The sequence below is a fragment of the Paenibacillus mangrovi genome (assembly GCF_022898935.1).
Taxonomy (GTDB): domain Bacteria; phylum Bacillota; class Bacilli; order Paenibacillales; family Paenibacillaceae; genus Paenibacillus_AQ; species Paenibacillus_AQ mangrovi.
The window spans coordinates 731,797-751,199 of record NZ_JALIRP010000001.1 but is presented as its reverse complement, the minus strand read 5'-3'; the positions used below and the strand labels follow the sequence as shown (position 1 = coordinate 751,199).

Here is a 19,403-nt window from a genome sequence, read left to right as displayed (position 1 = left end):
TTTAGCTTAGCATCATATGCTGTATAACTACAAAAGCACCCGCCTTATCCTTAGGTCAGGTGCTTTTAGAATAATTGAATAGTTTTAGCGGCTTAGTTCATATTGCCGTATTCCTAATTTCTCAAAATTGTAAATTTTCCGCCTCGAACCTCCGCAATAAAGGTGCTCCCACCTCTCTTATAAGTGTGCTCATTCCCTTGTGATACTAGTGGGAAATCGCTATGCATCTGGCCGCTGTTCTTCTTATACTGAAGGATGAAACCGTCGTTCTCGGGAACGGACACTTTAACGCTTGCTCCCGTGGAAATGGATTGGAGCCGCTGAATCATTGAGGAGGACAGCATGTTTATGCTCCTGCCCGTGATTTGGCTATCGATCTCAGAGAAACTGCCCGAAAAAGATGCTGTGGAGGATGTTGCTTGAAGATGAAGCTTCTGTACCGCCAGCCGTTCGCCCATGATATGACTGCCTACCGCTCTTACATCGAGATTAGCGAACGTTCCTGCAATGTGGGCTTTTCCGGAAGTGATGCGGCAGCTGCATTTCACTACTTGGAGATCTTCGATCGTGACATGACTTCCTGTACTCTGTATCGAGAAGGATTGGAATAGTTGCGGTGGAAGACGAAGCTCCAGCATCGTTCGATGAAAATTTATTCCCAAACACAGCTTGCGCTTGCGCCCGTCTACAATGTTTAATACACCGTTCTCTACCTGCGCATCGAATAACTTGCTCTCTAAGAACCCCTGCTTTGCATACTGAATGATTTCTATGGTTTCGGTATCGTTTTTCAGAATCTGAATATCCCCTGACAACCAGTCTAATGAAATATGTAAAATGGTATCTTGAATTTGCTTACTTTTACGTATATTCGCGATATCTAGCATTCTTCTCTCTCCCTTATCTCACGACTTCATTCATTGATATCCGTCTATTTCAGCATGATGATCTATGATGTGCTGAATCAATGTGTCACTTACAATGTCAACGCCTAGCTGCTTCATCATGTGCTGCATAAACCGTAAGCGACGTATGGTCTCCGGAAGCGTGCGATTAAACAGGATCGGGTTCGCCCATATATTCACGAGCATCATGAACACCTCTGCACATTCGACCGGGTAGTCTGTAATAATTGATCCGTCTAGCTGACCTTCCTTCATAATCTTCGCAATGATCGCAGCATCCTTGTTCACCCCATCTTGAATGCCTGCCACTACGAATTGCGGATTCTTGATTTGAGCACTTAAGATTCGATCTATGGCATGGATTTTCGGATCTGCTACGCTGTTCTCCAAGATGCCGATCAGCTTCTCCCTCGCGTTCACAGCCTGTGTATTCGCGACGAGTTCATCCAACCTGCTCGCAGCCCGGTCAAAATGCTGTCTCATTACAGCCTCGAGGATTTCGTCTTTAGATTTAAAATGATGGTACACAGCCCCCTTGGACATACCTAATTCTTGAATAATGTCTTGAATGCTCGTCTTATCAAAGCCTTTCTCAGTGAAAAGCTTAGCTGAAACCGACAGAATATGTTCTACGGTTTGTTCTGGATACTTATTTCTAGCCATTGGGTGCAACTCCTTTTTACATACCGAACGTTGGTTTGTATCATAACATAGTCATGCTTATTTGTCATGGGAACATCTGCAGCAAAGTACAAACAGCCCCAACTTCTTGAAAGAAGCGGGGCTGTTTTCCGTACAAAATACAAATTCTGATCACGTTGTCCTCATGCTTGAATCTATGATCCATTCAACTGCTTCTAAAATATCACCAGCAATAAAATCAGGTTCTGTTTCTATCCATTTATCTCTAAATTCCCCTAGCGAACCTTCTCCCCATCCCGTTTTCACAAGAATCTTCTTTGCTCCAACTCTGTGAGCTGCTAGCATATCTGTATCCCCAACATCCCCAATAACTACGCATTTTGTTAAATCTAATTTATGCTCTATTGAAGCCCTGAGAAGCATTCCAGCTTTAGGTTTCCTACAGTCACAATGATCATCTAATTCATGCGGGCATATGTAAGACTGATCAAATCCATATTCTCTAAATTGCTCTTCAAACTCGTCCAAAGTAGCTTGTCCTCGAGATATTCTGTATTGATTGGTAAACGCAAAAACTTTAATATTGTTCTTTTTTAACAACTGAATAGCCAATAAAGCATTAGGAAAAATCTCAAATTCATTTGGATGAATAAAATGACCATACCCACCAATAGTTCCATCTCGATCGATAAATACTGCTTCTACGATTTGTTTCACGGGTTTCACATCCCATACCCAAATTTTCTTCTTTCTTCCCTCAACTATTTTCGTGAAATTACTCCCTAAAAATCCCCTTATTTGCTATGATCATCGCATCTTGATAAAATTTCCTGAATTCCTTTTTGCCTTGTTTGTATCCGTTCCCTGTCAGGACGCCGGTATATGCCGAGAGCAAATCGTACAAGCCCAAATGAAACCATTCCCACAACATGGACTTAAAATTATAAGCAATCATCACATCCTGAACGGAGTGTCTGATACGATTCACTTCTTCCCGGGAAATCCCGCATGCGGCTAAAAGCTGGAAGTCTTTTTCTTTGCTTTCATCGCTATATTCCGTATCTAAAAACACTTCTAAAAGCAGCCCCCAGGTATCCACTCTCTTGACGACCGGAATGGCATTCGTTAAAGCGAATTGTTTGAGATCATCTTTATAAACAGCATCCACAAATAACACTTCACCTGCCGCGGTACGGATTTCCGGAGGAAAACAGTCCAGCAAAGCCTCCCGAATCTGATCTTTTCGAATGGTTCCGCTTGGAAACACTGATGCGGCCGAAAAACGATAGTCTATAAGTTCAATAGAATCAGCATAGAAATGTATCATTGGGGTCACCCTTTTGCCTTTTAATTTGATTGGATCATTATTAGACATAATAGATTTCCCTCAATTCAGTTCGATTTTTTGATCATTGTAAGGCAATGCCGCTCTCTAATACAGAAAAAAATCAATTATCTTCTTACCTTGTATATGTTTGAAAATCCATCTGAATTTTCTGGACATTCGAAATTTTCCGAATGAACGTTTCAAAGAGGAACATGATCGTTATTGCATCTTTCACTAAAGACCTTCCTTGAGTAGCATTTCTGCTTTCACTTATTTATTAAATATTCAATAACAGAATAAGAGATCAAGTTCCTATCTCTATATGCTGAAGTTATCACATCACTATTATTACTTAATATTCCATTTTGTAATAGTACAGGTTTAAATCCTCTTTCAATGGCTCCGTTATAGGTAAATAAGACGCAATGCTCTGCAGCAAAACCTGAAATGATTATAAGCTCTATGCTTTCATTCAATAAAATTTGTTCTAAATCAGTCTTCCAAAATGCATTCGAATTTTCTTTGGTCAATATCATGTCTTTATCTTTGATTTGAATTTCTGGAATCGTATGATATAGATCTCTATTTGATTCGTTAAGCCCTTCAATGTCTTGAACATGGATAACAACCTGATCATTAGAACGAAGCACATCTGACACATAATTGATATACTCGCAAGCTCTATCTATTATTTTCTTTTCCAGATTCTCCAGATGGATTGCTTGCATATCAATAATTAAAAAACCTGTTTTCATACAAGTCACCACTCCCTCAAATGGATTAAAAACTTGAATACGGTTTTATATGATGCCATTCTATTCTTTGAGAACCTTAAGAGGTTGTAATTCACATATCATAATATACTTTTTGGGTATCGCTATTCCTTCTCCCTTTCTAAGCACTTGAACTATAGGAGCATGGTGTTGCCCAGAATAATCCTGAATCGGTATATAGGAATTCACATAAGCTTGAGTGCATTCCCTGCCATTACTACAATCATATCCCAAGGGAATACCTTTTTTACTGCTATATTCTAGAGTTTTACATTCTAATATATGCGAATAATCTGATATATAAATATTAAATTTATCAATGGGTATTGTAACTTCAAGCAAAAGATTACCAATAAACTTCTTTGTCAATTCATATCCCAGGTCATTATAATATGTACTGGTTTTCAGCCACATAGGTAACGGGCTAAGAAATCCTTCAACTAGATAAGACTCAATAAATTCTTCCGGTGGGTAAGGACAAGCGACTCTCCGTCTTGCCCACAATCCACCTTCTTCCTTCAGAATCATGGATAATTTACCTAAATGTGTATAATGAAAAAAAGTAAAATTCCCTTCATTACAAATAACTTGATCTGAGTCCGTCTCAAGACTAAAATCTCTAAATGTCTTATAGCGATGATCTAAAAAGTATTGTCCTAGTTTCAAATTTCCACCCCTTAATTATTATTAGGTTTTAGGGGAATTTCGGTTAACATTGTTGCACTACCAACCTTTAACCACTTTACCATGTTCAAATCGATCAAATAGGAACGATAATATTCTATCGGCGGCATAGCTCGGCTTTGCTAACTTTACTTTATATGCCTGTTCATCAGTACTTATCGAATCTTCGTACATCTGAGTATCTACTGCCCCCGGCCTAACTCCCATAATTTTAACATTATTTTGCTCGACACCGACCGCTTTCGTAAATGTTTCAAGTCCTGCTTTAGAAGTTGAATAACAACTTAACATCGCCTTTAAATTAAATGATAATCCTGAAGAAATATTCAAAATACGTTTGTCTACTTCGAGATGTCTTGTGTTTTTAATAAAGCTTGATGATAAAATCATCGGTGCAATTAAATTAATATTCATATGTTGTATAATATCATCTGCGTCACTCAGATCTAATAATTCAACCGGTTTGACAACCGCTGCATTATTTATTAAATAAATCGACTCTACACTAGCTTCATCCATCGTTTGCATAATTTTTTCCATCAATTCTTCAATTTTATGAACGTTATTTAGATCAAACTCAAAATAATTTAATGGAATATTCCTGGAATTCGCTAAAGCAATGAGCTCACTATTTGTTCTTCTCGAAATACAAATTAAGTGATGATTTGGTTTCAGTAATTTTTGGACTATTGCTTCACCAATGCCACGGGATGATCCTGTGATAATAAAGTATTTCATCAATATAACCTCCAATTGTATTATTAAAAGTATTCATGTGATTGCTGATAAACGTTCTTGTATTCACGAAAAACCCCAGCCTTAGATAGCTCTTATCTTGGGCTGGGGCATTTGTTGGCTGAGTTATTCAGGCACTTCTATATATTCAGATACTGTTGATTCATGTCCTTCGGTAACTTTAATCCTCGCACCCTCTTCAGTACCGGCTGAACGCACTTCATAGCCATTGTACCCGTTAAAAATCTTCTCCGCTGTTAAACTCCGCCACTTGTTACGACTACAAATAAAGAGTAATTTAATATTTTCTCACCTATCCCATTAGAGTTTGTTTCTAATTATTTCTTTCTCCATAAGGAGGTCCATAGAAATGGTACTCCAAAGAGATCGCTATCCTTATCCATTTCATTCATCATTCTTAATTCAATGCATTCGAAATAATCAGATAATAAATATCGAATTTTTTCTTCTGTAAAGGCTAGTCCGCCCTTCATGGAATTCACTTCATAAACATCCCAATCAGATAAATTAAACTCGGGCCCTCCTACATCCCCAAATCCCGGGGCAAAGCATGTTAATCCAAAATACCCTCCCGGCTTCAATCCGGAATATATCATCTTTAAATACTGTATTCTGCGATGAGGTAATATTCCATGCAAGCATCCCGAATCATATACTAAATCGTACTCTTCATTAGGCTTCAATTCAAAGACAGATTGACATTGAAAATGAATATTGTATGTTAATTCACTGGCTCTTTCCTTAGCCCAATCAATAGCTACTTGAGAAATATCGAATGCATCTACCTTAAAACCGTTCCGATGAAGAAAAATAGCATTTCTTCCAGGACCACAACCTAACTCCATTGCTCTCCCCGGCTGAATCAATCCTCGAGATAAGTAGGACTGCAGATTCTCATCGGGTTTATTATGAAAAAATGGAACTGGACGTTCCCTGTCTGAATAAAATGGATCCCAAAATTGCTCCGATGCTCTAAACTGTGAATCTAACATTGCGTATAAGTCTTCTACATTTTTAATTGTTTTTTCCAATACCGACTAACCTCCTCATTTAGATCCTCTTGTTACTATTGCACAAATGTTATTGTATTCAAGAACCGAGAGCATTTAGGCCATTATTTTCTTAAATCGAAAAATAGCTACAGGAGGTATATCATACCAGTCAAATCTACTATTCTCCTCTTCCTTCTTAAAACTTGGCTCAGAAAAACCATCAAGGACAAATCCAGATGAGAAAAATAAATGAAAATAGTACGAAAAGGTTCGATGGAACATAAAATGAGAAATGGGCTGGTCTCTAATCGCTAATGCTTCATAAGATCCTGAATTCAAATAATCAAAAGTCTGAATGCTATTCCTAGTAATCACTCGACCGTTAACATCTTCCGTTTCCTGTACTTTTCTCATCCCAGGCGTTTGGAAACAAGGATGCGTAATAGAAAACACAAAGATTCCTCCCGGTTTTAGCACTTCCGACAAGGCACGCACTAAAGGAGTCACATCTGCAATATCCATTAATGCCATATTCGCTACTGCACGATCAAAATTCTGTTTACCCAAACTTATAATGGACTCATAGTCTGTAGCATCGATTACATGGTAAGTAATATTATTCATGTCTTTTGTTCGAAGCTTGGCTTTCTCGATCAACTTCGAGCTGAAATCAAAAGCAGTTACATCAGCTCCCAATTCGATTAACCTTCTTGAGAAATTTCCATTCCCGCAAGCAATATCTAAGACCTTGATTCCCTTTTCAATATGTAATAACTCTTCTGTAAAAGGCCTTATCAATTCTCGATGAAATCGATTGCTCTCATTTCCCATGTAGTCATCCCAAATATAAGCATTTTCTTCCCATCTTTGCTTAGATTCTTCTATAAGTTCTTTCCATTCTGACATGAGGAACACTTCCTTCCTATGTTTAATGATTTTCCGGGGATTTACCTTATTCTAAGTATAAAAGCCAGCCTTATCTTTCATCTGCACCAATAACACATCGATAGAAAACACTATTATCATACTTATTAATGGTTTAATAAGATTACTACTAGGTAAGGAAGTGGCAAGAGAAATAATAAAGTTTACGAGTGCCATTCCTACAAATAAAGCAATATTCAATAATAAGAAATGTGTTAAAACTTTAATATTTTTTCGAAAAAGAATATGGATAGTCAATACCGCTACCACGAATAAAATAGAATGCAATGCTTCAAATATAAATACCCATCTATTAAGCTGGGTGATTGCATCAAGATCTTTTGATAACCAATATTGCGATTTATTTAATCGATAATAGTCTAACAGAACATAACTGTAGTAAGAAATGAGCATTAAAATAGAATAAACAATAAAAACTTTTTTTGAAAATGTTTTATTTTCACTACTCTTAGAGTAAAAATTCAATAGATTCACCCCTTAGACTTCTAAAAAAATCAGATTCCTAAAGTGCTCCATAGAAAATGAGTTTAACCAATTTACTACTTATTACTTAATATGTTGATAAACAATTTCGTTTATACTTCGATTTGATTCAGAAAAGTTCTACATTTCTTTATACATTCCTCGTACTCTTTGAAGTTATATGTGTTGTAAAAAGGGTTCATAAATCCATGTTCAGCTTCAATAATTTCTAAAGATGTGTTCTTCTTATTCCTTAATTTTTCTTCTAAGTCTAATACATTAAATGATTTCTCATGCCTTGCAAAAAACAATAAGGTAGCGCAACTTGGTTCTATCTCTACATAGTTTCTAATTCTTGATCCATAAAATCCAATAATTCCATCAACCCCATACTCGCTGCTCATCCATGCAATTGTTGCACCAATACTAAATCCAATAATAAAGATATGTTCATACTTCTCTCTATTCAGATTTACAATATTTAATACTTCATTTAATGCTCTGGTAAATCCAATTTCATTCATAAAATAATGATATGCTTTATCTTCTTGATCATAAGAAAATGATTCCCGATCTATTAGATTTGGACATAGTACATCAAAACCTTCCTTGATCATCAAGTCACTAAAAAAGTTTATATGATCATTTATTCCATAGATTTCGTGAAGGATAATCACTAAAGAGTTACTAGAATTATCTTTGTTCATAGGAATTCCATCTTTCTTAATATAATTTGCAGAGAATCCAATTTTTCCATAGAGTTTTCTAGCAGTTATATTATCTGCATAATAATACCGCTTATCCAATATGACCAAGTTGTTGTTTCATCTACTGTAATCATTTTGTGGAAGGAATTAATCTGATCAAAATAATATCACTCGTTCCATCAAGTTTATACTTTTAAATGATACAACATTCCGTCATTATTCAAGCAGTTCGGATTCGTACTTTCTAAAGATTTCCTTCAATGTTTCTATATTACGTTGTTCGGTTGCATGGATTTCATCAATTAATGATCTAATTTGCGAAGTCATAATAATGATATAACGCGCTGTAGCTGGCTTTGGATTCCAATATGTATGAGGAGTTCCTCGGGGCACGACCACTGCTTGGTTAGCGTTAGCCTCAACTATCATATCTCCAACTTTAAAGCCAAGTGTGCCTTCCAACACATACCAAGCTTCATCATCGTTATGATGAATATGTAAAGGTGCAATAAGTTGGGGTGTGTCACCCAGGGCTGTACCTAAAGCTGTCCATTCAGCAATTGCCAACCGTGAGCCTTCAGGTTCTAAAGGTTGACCGTTAACAAGTGATGCGAAAAAGTCTACTTGTGTCATACTAACTGATCCTCCTTAAAAAAATATATCTGAAGTATTTATTTTTAATTTTGCCTTTCCCAAGTAATGCTTTTCTTTTAGATCACAGAGAATGGGAGAGAATATTAATCAGCTTGCCGAAAGGATCCCGAACATAGAAACGTCGAACACCCCATGGTTCTTCTGTTAGACCATATTCAATCTGAAATCCTGCTCTTTTCATTCGATCATATACAAAATCCACATCATCCACTTCAATCGATAAATCCGGGGTAGGGGTTTCTGAACCTCCCTGCGAAGCAAAGCTAATTTGAATCTTCATCTCCTGACTTGAACCGTAAGTTGATATCCAGCCATGATCCATCAATAAATCGAGTCCTAACACATCTTGGTAGAAGATTTTAGCTAAGCCAATATCCTTCGTATCAATATTGGCAACAATTCGTTTTACTTTCACAATTAACAACCTCCTAAAATAATTCAACTTGTAAGTGGTAAGTGGTGCGGGATGGATGAAATTACATCACTGCTGCTGAAAGGCCCCGCTAAAATCTACTTCAAAACTTCTGCCTGACCGAGGGCCGAGTGGCTCGAAGCGTGAACATGGTGCAGCAGATGCCACCCTTCTCGATTAGAGTCAAATTCATTTATGAGGTATAATTTATAATAAGTAAAGAATTATTAACTAGATAATACTTTTGTCGATTCTTTTCGACAATAACAAGGAGTGAAAAATATGGCTTTATTAAACGGTTTACTAGGAAATTATTCTGAGGTATCAGTTCAGGAACTTCACAATCAGTATGGATCTTTTTTAATGCCTCAAGAAAAAATACAAATGGGTTTCAAGTTAGTTCGAGATACCTTTATCTTTACTGATGATCGATTAATTCTAATTGATCATCAAGGAGTTACTGGGAAGAAAACAAGGGTTGCTTCGATTCATTTAGATTCTATTTATGAAGTTACTATGGAAACTGCTGGTACCGGATTTGAGGATAGTGAATTAACAATACACTATATTTCATCGCCTTACTATAAATCCAATAATGTTCAGACTTCGACATACACATTTGAGTTTGGGAAAAGGTTTAACGTAAAGCCAATCTATGTTGCTTTAGTATCAATTGCGCAGCAAAACAATAAAAAATTAAATTCTTAATAACTTTGCCCCCAATTGGGTGGTTTTCGTCTTTCAACATTTGTAGGGTCTTCCGCTAACATGTTTGTATTAACGAAACGCCCCAGCCTTAGATAGCTCCTATCTTAGTCTGGGGCATTTGTTGTCTGAGCCTCTTCCATGATTATACATCTGACAACCGAGGGACGATAGACCTGATGCGTTAATAAAATATTATAGGATGTCAGCGGCCTCGTTGGATAAATTAACAAGGTTTATCTATTATTCATTATCAATTTTTATTTTTTAGCTAAAAAATCATTTATTTGGCTGAATTTTCTCTCTAACCTTGTTCGCCAAAAATTGATCATATTCAAGTTTGGGATTTAGGGTTATCCCTTTAGATAAGATGATGAGTCCCTGATGATAATACACTTGCATCCGAAACTGCGTAGCAATAGCTCGAAGTGGAACAAAAGCACGTCCATTTCGCACCTCAAACTTGGTTTTGGTACCCGTTAAACCAAACACTATTTTTCCGTATGGATAATTCAAATTTTCATGAGCGATTGTAACCTCCTCTTGTTTCTTATCATAATACACAGTAGCCCCAAAAGACTTAGAGATAAAGGTCAGAGGTACATAGGTTGTTCCATTCTTCACGTAAGGCGCAACAGTAGAATTATCCGGATCCACAACTTTTAATTGACCATAGATTAACGCTTCAGGCTGATTAATAATCATGGCAATCGAATTACTGATAAGTTCGGATACTGCATCCTGACAAGGCTGATCATGCTTATACAGGTAGATATAATCTGCGATAATATCGAGGGCCTCTTGCCTAATATCTTTGTTTAAATCATCATCAAATAGCCTCTCCATATAACACCAAACAGCCTCCGGAGATTCCTGTGACTTAACGAGTGAGTAAATAAGCTCGACAGTCATACTATCTGGTAGGGCTTCTCTTGCTAAACCAAGCCAGTATGGGTCGGGATACATGTAATGATCCAGTGCCTTCAAATAACCAAGGACAAACAATTCATCGCCTCGAAGATTTTTAAGCTCAAGCAGCGCTGCAGGCTTCCCATATATAGCTTTACTATACTCATCCGTTACATTTCGATCATTCCATTCATTCCAGTTAGAATAGATAGCATTAATCACTGCAGCACGCTGATCCAACGGGCTTTCCTTTGATGATAAGAATTTGGCAATCTCCTGGTTAAGTCCAGATTGATGTGCCTCAGCCACAAAGTCGATATCCATATAGGCTTGATAAAAAGTAGTTGATGTAAGTGGTGAATCAGCCTTCACCGTTTGCCCACATACATTCATTAATGAAAAAAACAGGAATATGACCGTCATGATGATTCCGCTTCTCTTAATATACTTATTCATATCCTAAACTCCCCTCGATTTTTGTTTTTGCAGCAAACCGAGATGCTCTAGCCAAACATGCCGAAGGATCTGCTGTATGAGTTCCTCCAGCTCGATAATGACATCATCGGTATTCGTAATGATACCTCTGATTATTACGCTAATTTCCCATAATCTCTCTTGCATCACGAACCCGAGAAGCTTAAGGCTCAGAAGGAGCCGGCCGCGTCTTTATTGAATATACTAAAAGACCCCTAATTCAAATCCATCCCGACCAAACATCAAATCGATTTCTGTATAAATCATAAAATCTTGAATACCCACACTATATCTTCTTTACTGGACAGTAAATCTTCGTTTCATTCTTCTCGTTATCATCTTTTATGATTGTTTTCTCGTCGTATCTCTCGAAGTAATAAGCTACATCATCATATGTATACCCGTTTTCGTTCATCCAATTTGAAGTATAATCATATGCTGTTCCTGTCTGACTTGCTGGACCAACATAGTGTGTTAGTGTATACGTTCGAGGTAATAAATGAATATGAACCATCCCTTGTGGTACATTGAAGATCGGCTCTACTTCATAACAGCAATAGAAGTCCACGAGTCCCGTGTTCCCTTTATAGTTCGGCGGTGTAATTCCATAAGTGACATTCAGGTTTTTAATGTTAAGAATTTCGTCTTTTCTTCTCGTCAATTCAATGAATGCATGATTAATACTTTCTCCAAGATTCGAAAAATATGCTGTTGCTCTAATACCAACATAGGTCGTGATGTTTTTGGTTTCTACGATTTCTACCTTCATTGAAATCACCTCATAAATGATCTTCTGGCGGTTTCGCCTAACGTTCCTATATTCGCTATACCCTACCGACTTTTAATATTTTTAGTTCAGTTGTATTACACTTATAGCATTTCCGTTAATATCAATGAAATCAAATCTAATGGGTTCACTTGTTTTAATTGCAGATACTTTTACTTTCTTTTCTTTAAGCTTTTTTCTGATTTCTTCGATGTTCTTAACTACAAAATTAAATGGGGTGTAACCCTTTTGAGGTTCATAGTCCTTCACTTCTACGATATGAAATCCACAGTTAGGAGCTATCGAAAGTCCTGCCATTCTTTTATTTTTCCAACGAAGGGGAAAACCAAAAATTTCTTTATACCATTGTAATGATTCTTCGAGATTTTTTACTGGTAAAAAGACAGCATCGATTCTTTCAATAAATCTTTCACTCATTTGTCATTCTCCTTTATTCTTCAAAAATTAACTTTGAGTCATGTCGATATATTCAGCATTGACTAACTTATCCCTATATTCATAGCCAGATGCTCTATAAGCAATTATTTCATGATGATTGTCACATCCAGTATCCTTCATCTTTAGGGGTTCAAATATTTTCCGTTTCAAGAACTAGTTGAGGTCCTTCTTGTAATAATAGTGTTTACTCCCTAAAGGTGCATTCTCGATGATTACCATTACCTCGTACCCATATTTCTTATAAAATTCAGGAGCTTGAAAACTGAATGTATTTAACTTAATGAATGTACAATTCTTTGCTCTTGCTATTTGTTCTGCTTCGACTAATAATCTTTTACCAAGTCCTTGTCCACGATGGTCTTCATCTACCCACAGAATATCGATCTCCATCCAATTCCAACATATTGCACTATTGAGACCAGCAATAATTTCTTCTTTTTCATTCTTCAAACATAAATTAATTTCTTCATAAATGCCGGTTGGTACATTTTTAGAATTGAATTCAATAAGTTTATTTCTAACATAATTTGCTTCATCATTTGTGCTTTGAATTATCTTAGGGATATTCGACATAAGATCCTCCTGTTTCCTCATTCACTGCATTAATTTCGCCTAACGTTCTTGTATTCACGAACTCTCACTGCCTTAAGTCCCGAAGGAACGGTCGCGACGCGGTTAGTCAGTGCAGGATTGTCCGCTGCCACTTCTTCGAAATGCCTCTCGCGGACCAAGGAGCCTTCAGGCTCAGATGCTTGAATGCGGTGTTATATGATGTAGCTACCTTCACTGAATCCCCTAACAATCTCGCCCTTAGATCTTAGATTAATTGTTGTAAATTCAAAACTCCTATGTTCACTGATGTTTCAATATAGCCTTCAATCTGAATAAAACTAAAGACATTTAGTGGTTCATTTAATACTTGTTCTTCATAATCCATATCACCAAGAACATAGGGAACAAATTCTACAACATCACTAGACTTTACCTCTTGCAGATCAATGACATCCGGTGAATTTATAATTGCTTTCCTCATTTCATCAGAACAACCATAGTGATCTAAGAGCTTTCCATTCAGTAACCTGAAATCATTATGATAGAGTGGATATACTCCCGCGTCTTCCTCCATACGGTTCCTCAACCATGGCATATAAAATCCCTTCATCCACTGTTCATCAGCAATCAAATGTGTAAAATATCCAAGCACATATAAGTTATCAGAAAGTGACATATATTTTTTTAAAAATTCACGGTAGTCAATGTGTCTAGTATAATCTCGATGTTCTCCTCTGTAAAAATGTGACTCATCTTTTGTTTGAACAGCATCAGGAGCGATACTACCAAGTAAAAAGGAAGTTCGATCTTCAATGTTTAATCTATCAGCAATTCTATTCCCGATAATCAAATGCATAATTCTAGACCCCAATAATATCACCTCAAATTAATATTATTTCCTTTAACATATCTTTTCTATTTATTTCGAGTTTCATTTCACGCTTTGATACATTTTTTTCTTTGTGTTATTATATATGTAATAAAGACCAAGTGCAGCGAACACTTGGTCAGTACAATTGGCTTGGATGGTTTGTTTATTCCCTTCTAAGTCGTATAGGAACAAAACCCACCTCTGGCCTCAACCTTTGGGTGGGTTTTTACTTTCTCTTGTTGTTATTATTGATGTATGTTAAAAGAGCAAGAATAAACGTTCCAAAGAGGAACATGATCGTTAATGCATCTTTCACTTCCATGGCTTCACCTCCTTTCGAAGGGAAACCATGCCCACCCAAGATTCAATTGTAGTTATATTCTACCTTTTATCACATCTGCGTACAAGCGTTCCTGGTCGTTTTATTTGACAAACGGCAGCGATGACAATTATGACAAGCTGAGCCCCGATGGTATAATCTGTTTGCTTGAAAAGACTACGTTCGATGCTCTCCCGGTTCCCTGCATATAATATATGAATTCTCCGTTCATGCTCTATATCATCATAAAAAGCGTGCTGAAGAAGTTTGAATGCTTTTAGCTTATGGACCTCTTACTTTTCTTCAAGCGTTTTTAATGACTCCGCCGTAAAATGATAAAACGCCATGGCATCCTCCTCGGTGGCAAAACCAGCCTGTGCCATCTTATCGCTGCCTCCGCCTTTACCGCGATAATCGGCCAGATGCTGCTTGAAGAACGCACCGCATGCGAGTTCGCTCTCTCCTCCTTGGGCGAGGAGCACCTTATTGCCTTTGTTGGACACGAAGAGCACGCTAACGTCAGCTTGGTCGGTGAGATTGGCCGCCAGGTTCTGCATATCCTTTAGCGGCTTGTCCGCAAATGCATGCTTGATCAGGCTGCCCTGACGCTTAGCCAACAGCTTCCCGGCCAGGTAAGAGTCATTCTCGGTCTTCACGGCGTTCAATTCAACCTGGAGCTGCCTCTGCTCCTCATCCCACTTCGCAATCCGGTCCAGAATCTCTTCCTTTGCGGTATTGAACCTGGCCGATAGTTTGCTTAGGATCTCCATTCCTCGATTTCAACTATTCGGATATCGTCAGCTACCTTCGGCTGCTTTACCAGCGGCAGGACGGCCGCCGGCTCACAAAATAATTCGTTACCTTTCGGTTAAGGTAAATCTGATCATTGACTTTGAGCTCCAGCATCATCAGTCCTGCGGCAGATCAGAACGGGCGATATCAATGGTGGCGTAATCTTGTCCCAAGTGGAAGCTGAGCGTCTCCGCCTGGCAAACCTCACCGATAACAAAAAAAGAGCCTCACATGAGTGGTATGAACTCATGTGAAGCCTCTCTTCTACTTCATGTTTCCTACTACTTTCACTCTCAGTCTCGTTGCATTTCCCGGATGATAGGCCAGTGGGGTTTCTTCCACTTCCACGAGCTCCACCGTAGCCGGATCAGCGCCAGCCAGTACCGCCTGCTTCACGGCTTTTTCTTGCGCATCTCTTAATGAATCCTCACGCGGCTCTTTAGAATAAATGTAGATTTGTTCATATTGTCCGCTGATTTGAGCAATACATGCGCCGATGGCGTTGGCTACACCCCCGTTCTCAGGCTTAATCATATGGGATACCCCGTGAATCGTGTCCGGAATAACGACACTGCCGCCCCCTACCAAAACAAGCTCAACATCGCCTGAAGATGTCTTCATTTTATCAATGGCCTGCTCTATGATGGATGCAATTTCGGCTTGCACATGTTTAGCGAAGTCTTCATCCAGATGCGCTACCAAGCTCTTATCCCCGACATCCGCGAGACTGAGCCGAACGGCAATGTCTGTTGTCGTTAGTGTATTCCCGCCAAAGACCAGCGCTTCCTGTCCGATCTTGTATCCTACGCTGTCAGGGCCAACCGTAATTTTTCCGTTCTCCGAGCGCACAATACTTCCGCCGCCCAGCCCAACGGAGATAATATCCGGCATGCGGAAATTCGTGCGGATATCGCCAACCTCGACCGCAACCGAGGATTCTCTCGGGAAGCCGTCCTGTAAAACCCCGATGTCCGATGTCGTCCCTCCCACATCGAGAACCATCGTATCTTTGATTTTCGCCAAATAAGAAGCACCTCGTATGCTGTTCGTTGGCCCGCATGCAATGGTTAGGATTGGAAACTGTTTAGCGTAATCAATCGACATTAAGGTACCGTCATTTTGGCATAAAAACACCGCTGCGTCTGTGATGCCTTCTTCTTCTAACGCCTGTACAAATCCTTGGGTTGTCGTTTCAATGACCTTGCACAATGCTGCATTGAGTATGGTTGCATTTTCCCGTTCAATTAAACCGACCGAACCGATCAGGGAAGAGCAGGAAACCGGAAACTCTTCGCCATACACTTCATGGATGAGATCGCGAACTCGGAATTCCTGGTCATTTTTAATAGAAGAAAACACGCCGATGACCGCAATGGATTCAATACTGCCGCGCCATTTCTCTAAAAGAGCTGTAATTTCAGTTTCATCGACTTCTCCAAGCACTTGGCCGTCGTATTCATATCCACCGTGAACGAGAGCATATTTACCCGACAGCTTCTGAACCATATCCTCAGGCCAGGACGTGTACGGAAGAACGGAAGCCGTTGCGGGGTAACCCAGACGAATGACACCGACTTGGGCCAACTTTTTACGTTCAACAATGGCATTCGTGCACTGTGTTGTACCTAACATGGCATGCGTAATTTGGTTTGTATCTATATTCGCCCCCTGCAGCAAATCCCGGAGCGAGGTTTCAGTCCCCGTTTTAATATCCAGGCTTGTCGGAGATTTTACCGCATGAATCAAATGATGATTCTCATCCAATATGATGGCATCTGTGTTGGTTCCGCCTACATCGATCCCGATTCTATACATTCTCAGCCACCGCCTTTTTCACCAGTTCCTCAATAGCAACATAATCGTAATCATATCCAAAGTATCTTGGTCCTACAGTCTGGACTCCCTTTTCCGTTCTCCACTTTTCATGAGCGGGCAGTCCAATAACCCGTACGCGTTTACCGTATTTCAGGCTCTCTGTGGTTACAGGCGACAAGGTTTCGTAATCGACCAGACAGATCAAATCCGGGGTCATCGCTACCACTTGACCGGTCTTTTCAGCAACCAGGTTTTCATTTTGAAAATGAACCTTCATCTCTCCGCCTTTAAATGCCTCGATTCCTTCTAGATGCATTCGGCCGAGATTAAATCCACCCTTGGTTTCACGGATGACATCCACGATTTTACCTTGGAAAAGTTCATAGCCGGATACAAGATTCAGCAGTTCTTGAAGCTTATCTTTGGCGTCCCGATTCTTCGATGTAATGATTTCTCCAATCCGTTCGGAGAGGGTCACAATATGATGAACTCCGCTTTGCTTCATTTGAGCACCCGTTGCCGGATACAGGCTTACTAGTGCACTCGCTCCCATTTCTACCGTTGCCACCCTGGCGAGCCGTTCCGTCCATGTATTATCAATGGTCTCAAAGATGCCGACACTCCCTTTTTCATCCGAAATCGCCATCGGTGTCGCCGGAATGCCGTCCAGGTTAAACGTCACCATTTGAAGCTCCGGAAACGCCCGTCCCATACCGTCACAGTCGATCAGAGGTAATCCCAGCTGCGCCGCAACGACGATGGGAATCATGGAATTGACTCCCCCCGCTTCCATCGGAAACGTGCCGGCGATTTGTTCTTTTCCCAAGTAATTCGCTAATTTTTGAAAAACCTTAACAAACTCGTCCCCTTTAGGGAATTTCTCCACTAATACGGAAGGCGCACCCATCATCGCTGCCGGAATGAAAAAGTCCTCATCCTTAATCTCATCAATCGAGAATAGTTTTACAGGTCCAAACTTCTCAATGGCCGAGAGAGCCATCAATTTTCCGATATAAGGGTCTCCCCCTCCTCCGGTTCCCAGAAATGCTGCGCCGACGGCGATGTTATCAACAGCTGCTTTATCTAAATATCTCATTTACTTTCCTCCAATATGACTGTCTTCTGAGCCGATAAACGACAGCCTGCATAATATACTACAAAAGAAATAACAATCCCGATCAACGGCTGATTCGGTACCTGCGGCAAGCTTGGGAACAAGGATAATACAACAGGAGTACTAGCAATAACCGCGCCCACTAGCCAGGAAACGACGCCCAGTGTATTCACACCTTCGACCTCATGCCAGCGGCTCTTATCCCCTTTGCCAAGCACCCAGTAAGATGCGATCATCACGCCTGCCACCGGCGGAATCATGGCCGACAGGATGGACATAATCGGAGTAAAGTAGTTGAGTATGCCGACGACAGCTAATATGGTCCCCATGGTTCCCGCGATGCCGACGGCCCACTTTTCCTTTTCCTTCGATACGTTGAACACGTTAATTAAGGCAATACCGCCTGAAATAGCGTTCACGAGGTTCGTCTTCCATGTAGCCAGGATCAAAACCACACCGCCAAGAAACGGAGTCGTGATGCTCAAAAAGGTTGCTGTAATATCGCTGGTCTGGTAAGCAATAGTCAGGACAGCTCCTGCACCGATCATTAGCAAACCTGCTGGAATAATCCCGAAAAGAGCGGCCTTCAGGACATCGGACCGTTTTCTTGAAAATTGCGAATAATCCCCCGCGATGACCGAGCCCAGAGCAAATGAACCCAGGGTTACCGCCAGCCCGTCCGTAAAGCTCATAGCGGCCTCAGGCTTATAATTCTGAATCGTCTGCAGGGAGTCACCGGTCAAAGCTTCGATAAGACCAAATACGCTGATCCCAATCAATAAAGGAACGGCAATATAGCTGATGACGCGCAGCACTTTAACGCCATAGATCGCCGAGACCACCATCACAAGACCGCAGATGAGAGAAGCCAGCGGAACCGGAACACTCATTCCGCATACGGCTAACAAATTGGCCAAGGCCGCACCGCAGACATTCGCCTGAATTCCGAACCATCCGAGGCACGCAATGGCGAGGATGATTGAAATAATCGTCCGAGATCCTTTTTTGCCAAACACCTGACCTGCAACCTGAACCGTCGGCCTTCCTAAATCCGTACTTTGAATACCCTGCAAAATCATGAGCAGCACAATAATGGAGTAACCTGCTAACGTGACAAGCAATGCCTTCAATAGTCCCATGCCTGCAATAAGTGCATTCCCTACCAACAAACTCGGGATGCTGATGACCGCGCCAGCCCAAATGATCCCGAGACTGAACCAGGATTGATGCTCTTTAACGGCTTTCATATGATCCCCCCACCTCCTTCGTTCGAATATTTTCTTCTTATTGTAAAAGATGAAATAGGTCAGCGTCTTTTTCAGAAAACAAAAAAAAATCCGATGTTTTTGTCTTATTGGACAAAACATC

At 39.8% G+C, this 19,403-nt stretch carries 24 protein-coding genes and 1 pseudogene; 1 reads left to right on the top strand and 24 read right to left on the bottom strand.

Features of this window, described 5'->3' with window-relative positions:
- Positions 1-113: 113 nt before the first annotated feature.
- From MUG84_RS03425 to MUG84_RS03360, 14 genes and pseudogenes are all read right to left on the bottom strand, one after another.
- Positions 114-887 (bottom strand): DUF4097 family beta strand repeat-containing protein, encoded by a 774-nt coding sequence (locus MUG84_RS03425; protein ID WP_244719939.1) that lies wholly within the window; start codon positions 885-887, stop codon positions 114-116.
- A 30-nt stretch (positions 888-917) separates the two neighbouring features.
- Positions 918-1,568: a TetR/AcrR family transcriptional regulator gene (locus MUG84_RS03420; RefSeq protein ID WP_244719936.1), complete on the bottom strand. Its 651-nt coding sequence runs from the start codon at positions 1,566-1,568 to the stop codon at positions 918-920.
- 150 nt (positions 1,569-1,718) lie between these two features.
- Positions 1,719-2,264 (bottom strand): HAD-IIIA family hydrolase, encoded by a 546-nt coding sequence (locus MUG84_RS03415; RefSeq protein WP_244719933.1) that lies wholly within the window; start codon positions 2,262-2,264, stop codon positions 1,719-1,721.
- Positions 2,265-2,322: 58 nt separating this feature from the next.
- A complete protein-coding gene (locus MUG84_RS03410) occupies positions 2,323-2,874 on the bottom strand; it encodes a hypothetical protein (RefSeq protein ID WP_244719914.1) in 552 nt (183 codons plus the stop codon).
- Between the two features lie 266 nt (positions 2,875-3,140).
- A complete protein-coding gene (locus MUG84_RS03405) occupies positions 3,141-3,629 on the bottom strand; it encodes a cysteine hydrolase family protein (RefSeq protein WP_244719910.1) in 489 nt (162 codons plus the stop codon).
- Positions 3,630-3,689: 60 nt separating this feature from the next.
- Positions 3,690-4,313 (bottom strand): hypothetical protein, encoded by a 624-nt coding sequence (locus MUG84_RS03400; protein ID WP_244719906.1) that lies wholly within the window; start codon positions 4,311-4,313, stop codon positions 3,690-3,692.
- A gap of 57 nt (positions 4,314-4,370) precedes the next feature.
- Positions 4,371-5,069 carry an SDR family NAD(P)-dependent oxidoreductase gene (locus MUG84_RS03395; RefSeq protein ID WP_244719903.1) on the bottom strand — a complete coding sequence of 233 codons (699 nt, stop codon included), beginning with the start codon at positions 5,067-5,069 and terminating at the stop codon, positions 4,371-4,373.
- Between the two features lie 165 nt (positions 5,070-5,234).
- Positions 5,235-5,369: pseudogene (locus tag MUG84_RS03390) on the bottom strand (arsenate reductase/protein-tyrosine-phosphatase family protein); the annotation flags it as partial.
- Positions 5,370-5,404: 35 nt separating this feature from the next.
- The gene (locus MUG84_RS03385) at positions 5,405-6,118 is read right to left on the bottom strand and encodes a class I SAM-dependent methyltransferase (protein WP_244719883.1); all 714 of its coding nucleotides are present in this window, start codon (positions 6,116-6,118) and stop codon (positions 5,405-5,407) included.
- A gap of 75 nt (positions 6,119-6,193) precedes the next feature.
- The gene (locus MUG84_RS03380; RefSeq protein ID WP_244719880.1) at positions 6,194-6,985 is read right to left on the bottom strand and encodes a class I SAM-dependent methyltransferase; all 792 of its coding nucleotides are present in this window, start codon (positions 6,983-6,985) and stop codon (positions 6,194-6,196) included.
- A gap of 51 nt (positions 6,986-7,036) precedes the next feature.
- Complete coding sequence (locus tag MUG84_RS03375) at positions 7,037-7,489, bottom strand: hypothetical protein (protein WP_244719877.1); 453 nt, start codon at positions 7,487-7,489, stop codon at positions 7,037-7,039.
- A 110-nt stretch (positions 7,490-7,599) separates the two neighbouring features.
- Positions 7,600-8,301 (bottom strand): dienelactone hydrolase family protein, encoded by a 702-nt coding sequence (locus MUG84_RS03370; RefSeq protein WP_244719874.1) that lies wholly within the window; start codon positions 8,299-8,301, stop codon positions 7,600-7,602.
- Between the two features lie 108 nt (positions 8,302-8,409).
- A complete protein-coding gene (locus MUG84_RS03365) occupies positions 8,410-8,826 on the bottom strand; it encodes a cupin domain-containing protein (RefSeq protein WP_244719871.1) in 417 nt (138 codons plus the stop codon).
- Positions 8,827-8,908: 82 nt separating this feature from the next.
- On the bottom strand, positions 8,909-9,262 hold the full coding sequence (locus MUG84_RS03360; protein ID WP_244719868.1) for a VOC family protein: 354 nt from the start codon (positions 9,260-9,262) through the stop codon (positions 8,909-8,911).
- A gap of 279 nt (positions 9,263-9,541) precedes the next feature.
- On the opposite strand from MUG84_RS03360, the gene MUG84_RS03355 reads away from it, so the two are divergent.
- The gene (locus tag MUG84_RS03355) at positions 9,542-9,967 is read left to right on the top strand and encodes a PH domain-containing protein (RefSeq protein ID WP_244719865.1); all 426 of its coding nucleotides are present in this window, start codon (positions 9,542-9,544) and stop codon (positions 9,965-9,967) included.
- A 276-nt stretch (positions 9,968-10,243) separates the two neighbouring features.
- Here MUG84_RS03355 and MUG84_RS03350 read toward each other — a convergent pair whose 3' ends face one another.
- The 10 genes from MUG84_RS03350 to MUG84_RS03305 form a co-directional block, all read right to left on the bottom strand.
- Entirely contained in the window at positions 10,244-11,329 is a 1,086-nt protein-coding gene (locus MUG84_RS03350; RefSeq protein ID WP_244719862.1) for a copper amine oxidase N-terminal domain-containing protein, read from the bottom strand.
- A 304-nt stretch (positions 11,330-11,633) separates the two neighbouring features.
- A complete protein-coding gene (locus tag MUG84_RS03345; protein ID WP_244719858.1) occupies positions 11,634-12,116 on the bottom strand; it encodes a GyrI-like domain-containing protein in 483 nt (160 codons plus the stop codon).
- 81 nt (positions 12,117-12,197) lie between these two features.
- Positions 12,198-12,551 carry a VOC family protein gene (locus MUG84_RS03340; protein ID WP_244719855.1) on the bottom strand — a complete coding sequence of 118 codons (354 nt, stop codon included), beginning with the start codon at positions 12,549-12,551 and terminating at the stop codon, positions 12,198-12,200.
- Between the two features lie 174 nt (positions 12,552-12,725).
- Complete coding sequence (locus tag MUG84_RS03335; protein ID WP_244719852.1) at positions 12,726-13,145, bottom strand: GNAT family N-acetyltransferase; 420 nt, start codon at positions 13,143-13,145, stop codon at positions 12,726-12,728.
- 244 nt (positions 13,146-13,389) lie between these two features.
- A complete protein-coding gene (locus MUG84_RS03330; RefSeq protein ID WP_244719849.1) occupies positions 13,390-13,995 on the bottom strand; it encodes a zinc dependent phospholipase C family protein in 606 nt (201 codons plus the stop codon).
- A gap of 226 nt (positions 13,996-14,221) precedes the next feature.
- Entirely contained in the window at positions 14,222-14,317 is a 96-nt protein-coding gene (gene comI / locus MUG84_RS03325; RefSeq protein ID WP_019639195.1) for a competence inhibitor ComI, read from the bottom strand.
- A 290-nt stretch (positions 14,318-14,607) separates the two neighbouring features.
- Positions 14,608-15,084: a DHHA1 domain-containing protein gene (locus MUG84_RS03320; protein ID WP_244719847.1), complete on the bottom strand. Its 477-nt coding sequence runs from the start codon at positions 15,082-15,084 to the stop codon at positions 14,608-14,610.
- A 286-nt stretch (positions 15,085-15,370) separates the two neighbouring features.
- On the bottom strand, positions 15,371-16,921 hold the full coding sequence (locus MUG84_RS03315; RefSeq protein ID WP_244719844.1) for a hydantoinase/oxoprolinase family protein: 1,551 nt from the start codon (positions 16,919-16,921) through the stop codon (positions 15,371-15,373).
- Entirely contained in the window at positions 16,914-18,017 is a 1,104-nt protein-coding gene (locus tag MUG84_RS03310) for an S-methyl thiohydantoin desulfurase family protein (protein WP_244719841.1), read from the bottom strand. Before MUG84_RS03310 ends, MUG84_RS03315 begins: the two co-directional genes overlap by 8 nt.
- Positions 18,014-19,282 (bottom strand): cytosine permease, encoded by a 1,269-nt coding sequence (locus tag MUG84_RS03305; protein WP_244719838.1) that lies wholly within the window; start codon positions 19,280-19,282, stop codon positions 18,014-18,016. Before MUG84_RS03305 ends, MUG84_RS03310 begins: the two co-directional genes overlap by 4 nt.
- Between the last annotated feature and the right edge of the window lie 121 nt (positions 19,283-19,403).

Excerpts from the sequence above, each read along its gene's own strand:
- MUG84_RS03335 (WP_244719852.1), bottom strand. The coding sequence starts at position 13,145 with ATGTCGAATATCCCTAAGATAATTCAAAGCACAAATGATGAAGCAAAT.
- MUG84_RS03305 (WP_244719838.1), bottom strand. The coding sequence starts at position 19,282 with ATGAAAGCCGTTAAAGAGCATCAATCCTGGTTCAGTCTCGGGATCATT.
- MUG84_RS03380 (WP_244719880.1), bottom strand. The coding sequence starts at position 6,985 with ATGTCAGAATGGAAAGAACTTATAGAAGAATCTAAGCAAAGATGGGAA.
- MUG84_RS03315 (WP_244719844.1), bottom strand. The coding sequence starts at position 16,921 with ATGTATAGAATCGGGATCGATGTAGGCGGAACCAACACAGATGCCATC.
- MUG84_RS03350 (WP_244719862.1), bottom strand. The coding sequence starts at position 11,329 with ATGAATAAGTATATTAAGAGAAGCGGAATCATCATGACGGTCATATTC.
- comI (WP_019639195.1), bottom strand. The coding sequence starts at position 14,317 with ATGGAAGTGAAAGATGCATTAACGATCATGTTCCTCTTTGGAACGTTT.
- MUG84_RS03365 (WP_244719871.1), bottom strand. The coding sequence starts at position 8,826 with ATGACACAAGTAGACTTTTTCGCATCACTTGTTAACGGTCAACCTTTA.
- MUG84_RS03355 (WP_244719865.1), top strand. The coding sequence starts at position 9,542 with ATGGCTTTATTAAACGGTTTACTAGGAAATTATTCTGAGGTATCAGTT.
- MUG84_RS03345 (WP_244719858.1), bottom strand. The coding sequence starts at position 12,116 with ATGAAGGTAGAAATCGTAGAAACCAAAAACATCACGACCTATGTTGGT.
- MUG84_RS03320 (WP_244719847.1), bottom strand. The coding sequence starts at position 15,084 with ATGGAGATCCTAAGCAAACTATCGGCCAGGTTCAATACCGCAAAGGAA.
- MUG84_RS03310 (WP_244719841.1), bottom strand. The coding sequence starts at position 18,017 with ATGAGATATTTAGATAAAGCAGCTGTTGATAACATCGCCGTCGGCGCA.
- MUG84_RS03425 (WP_244719939.1), bottom strand. The coding sequence starts at position 887 with ATGCTAGATATCGCGAATATACGTAAAAGTAAGCAAATTCAAGATACC.
- MUG84_RS03405 (WP_244719910.1), bottom strand. The coding sequence starts at position 3,629 with ATGAAAACAGGTTTTTTAATTATTGATATGCAAGCAATCCATCTGGAG.
- MUG84_RS03340 (WP_244719855.1), bottom strand. The coding sequence starts at position 12,551 with ATGAGTGAAAGATTTATTGAAAGAATCGATGCTGTCTTTTTACCAGTA.
- MUG84_RS03395 (WP_244719903.1), bottom strand. The coding sequence starts at position 5,069 with ATGAAATACTTTATTATCACAGGATCATCCCGTGGCATTGGTGAAGCA.
- MUG84_RS03410 (WP_244719914.1), bottom strand. The coding sequence starts at position 2,874 with ATGATACATTTCTATGCTGATTCTATTGAACTTATAGACTATCGTTTT.
- MUG84_RS03420 (WP_244719936.1), bottom strand. The coding sequence starts at position 1,568 with ATGGCTAGAAATAAGTATCCAGAACAAACCGTAGAACATATTCTGTCG.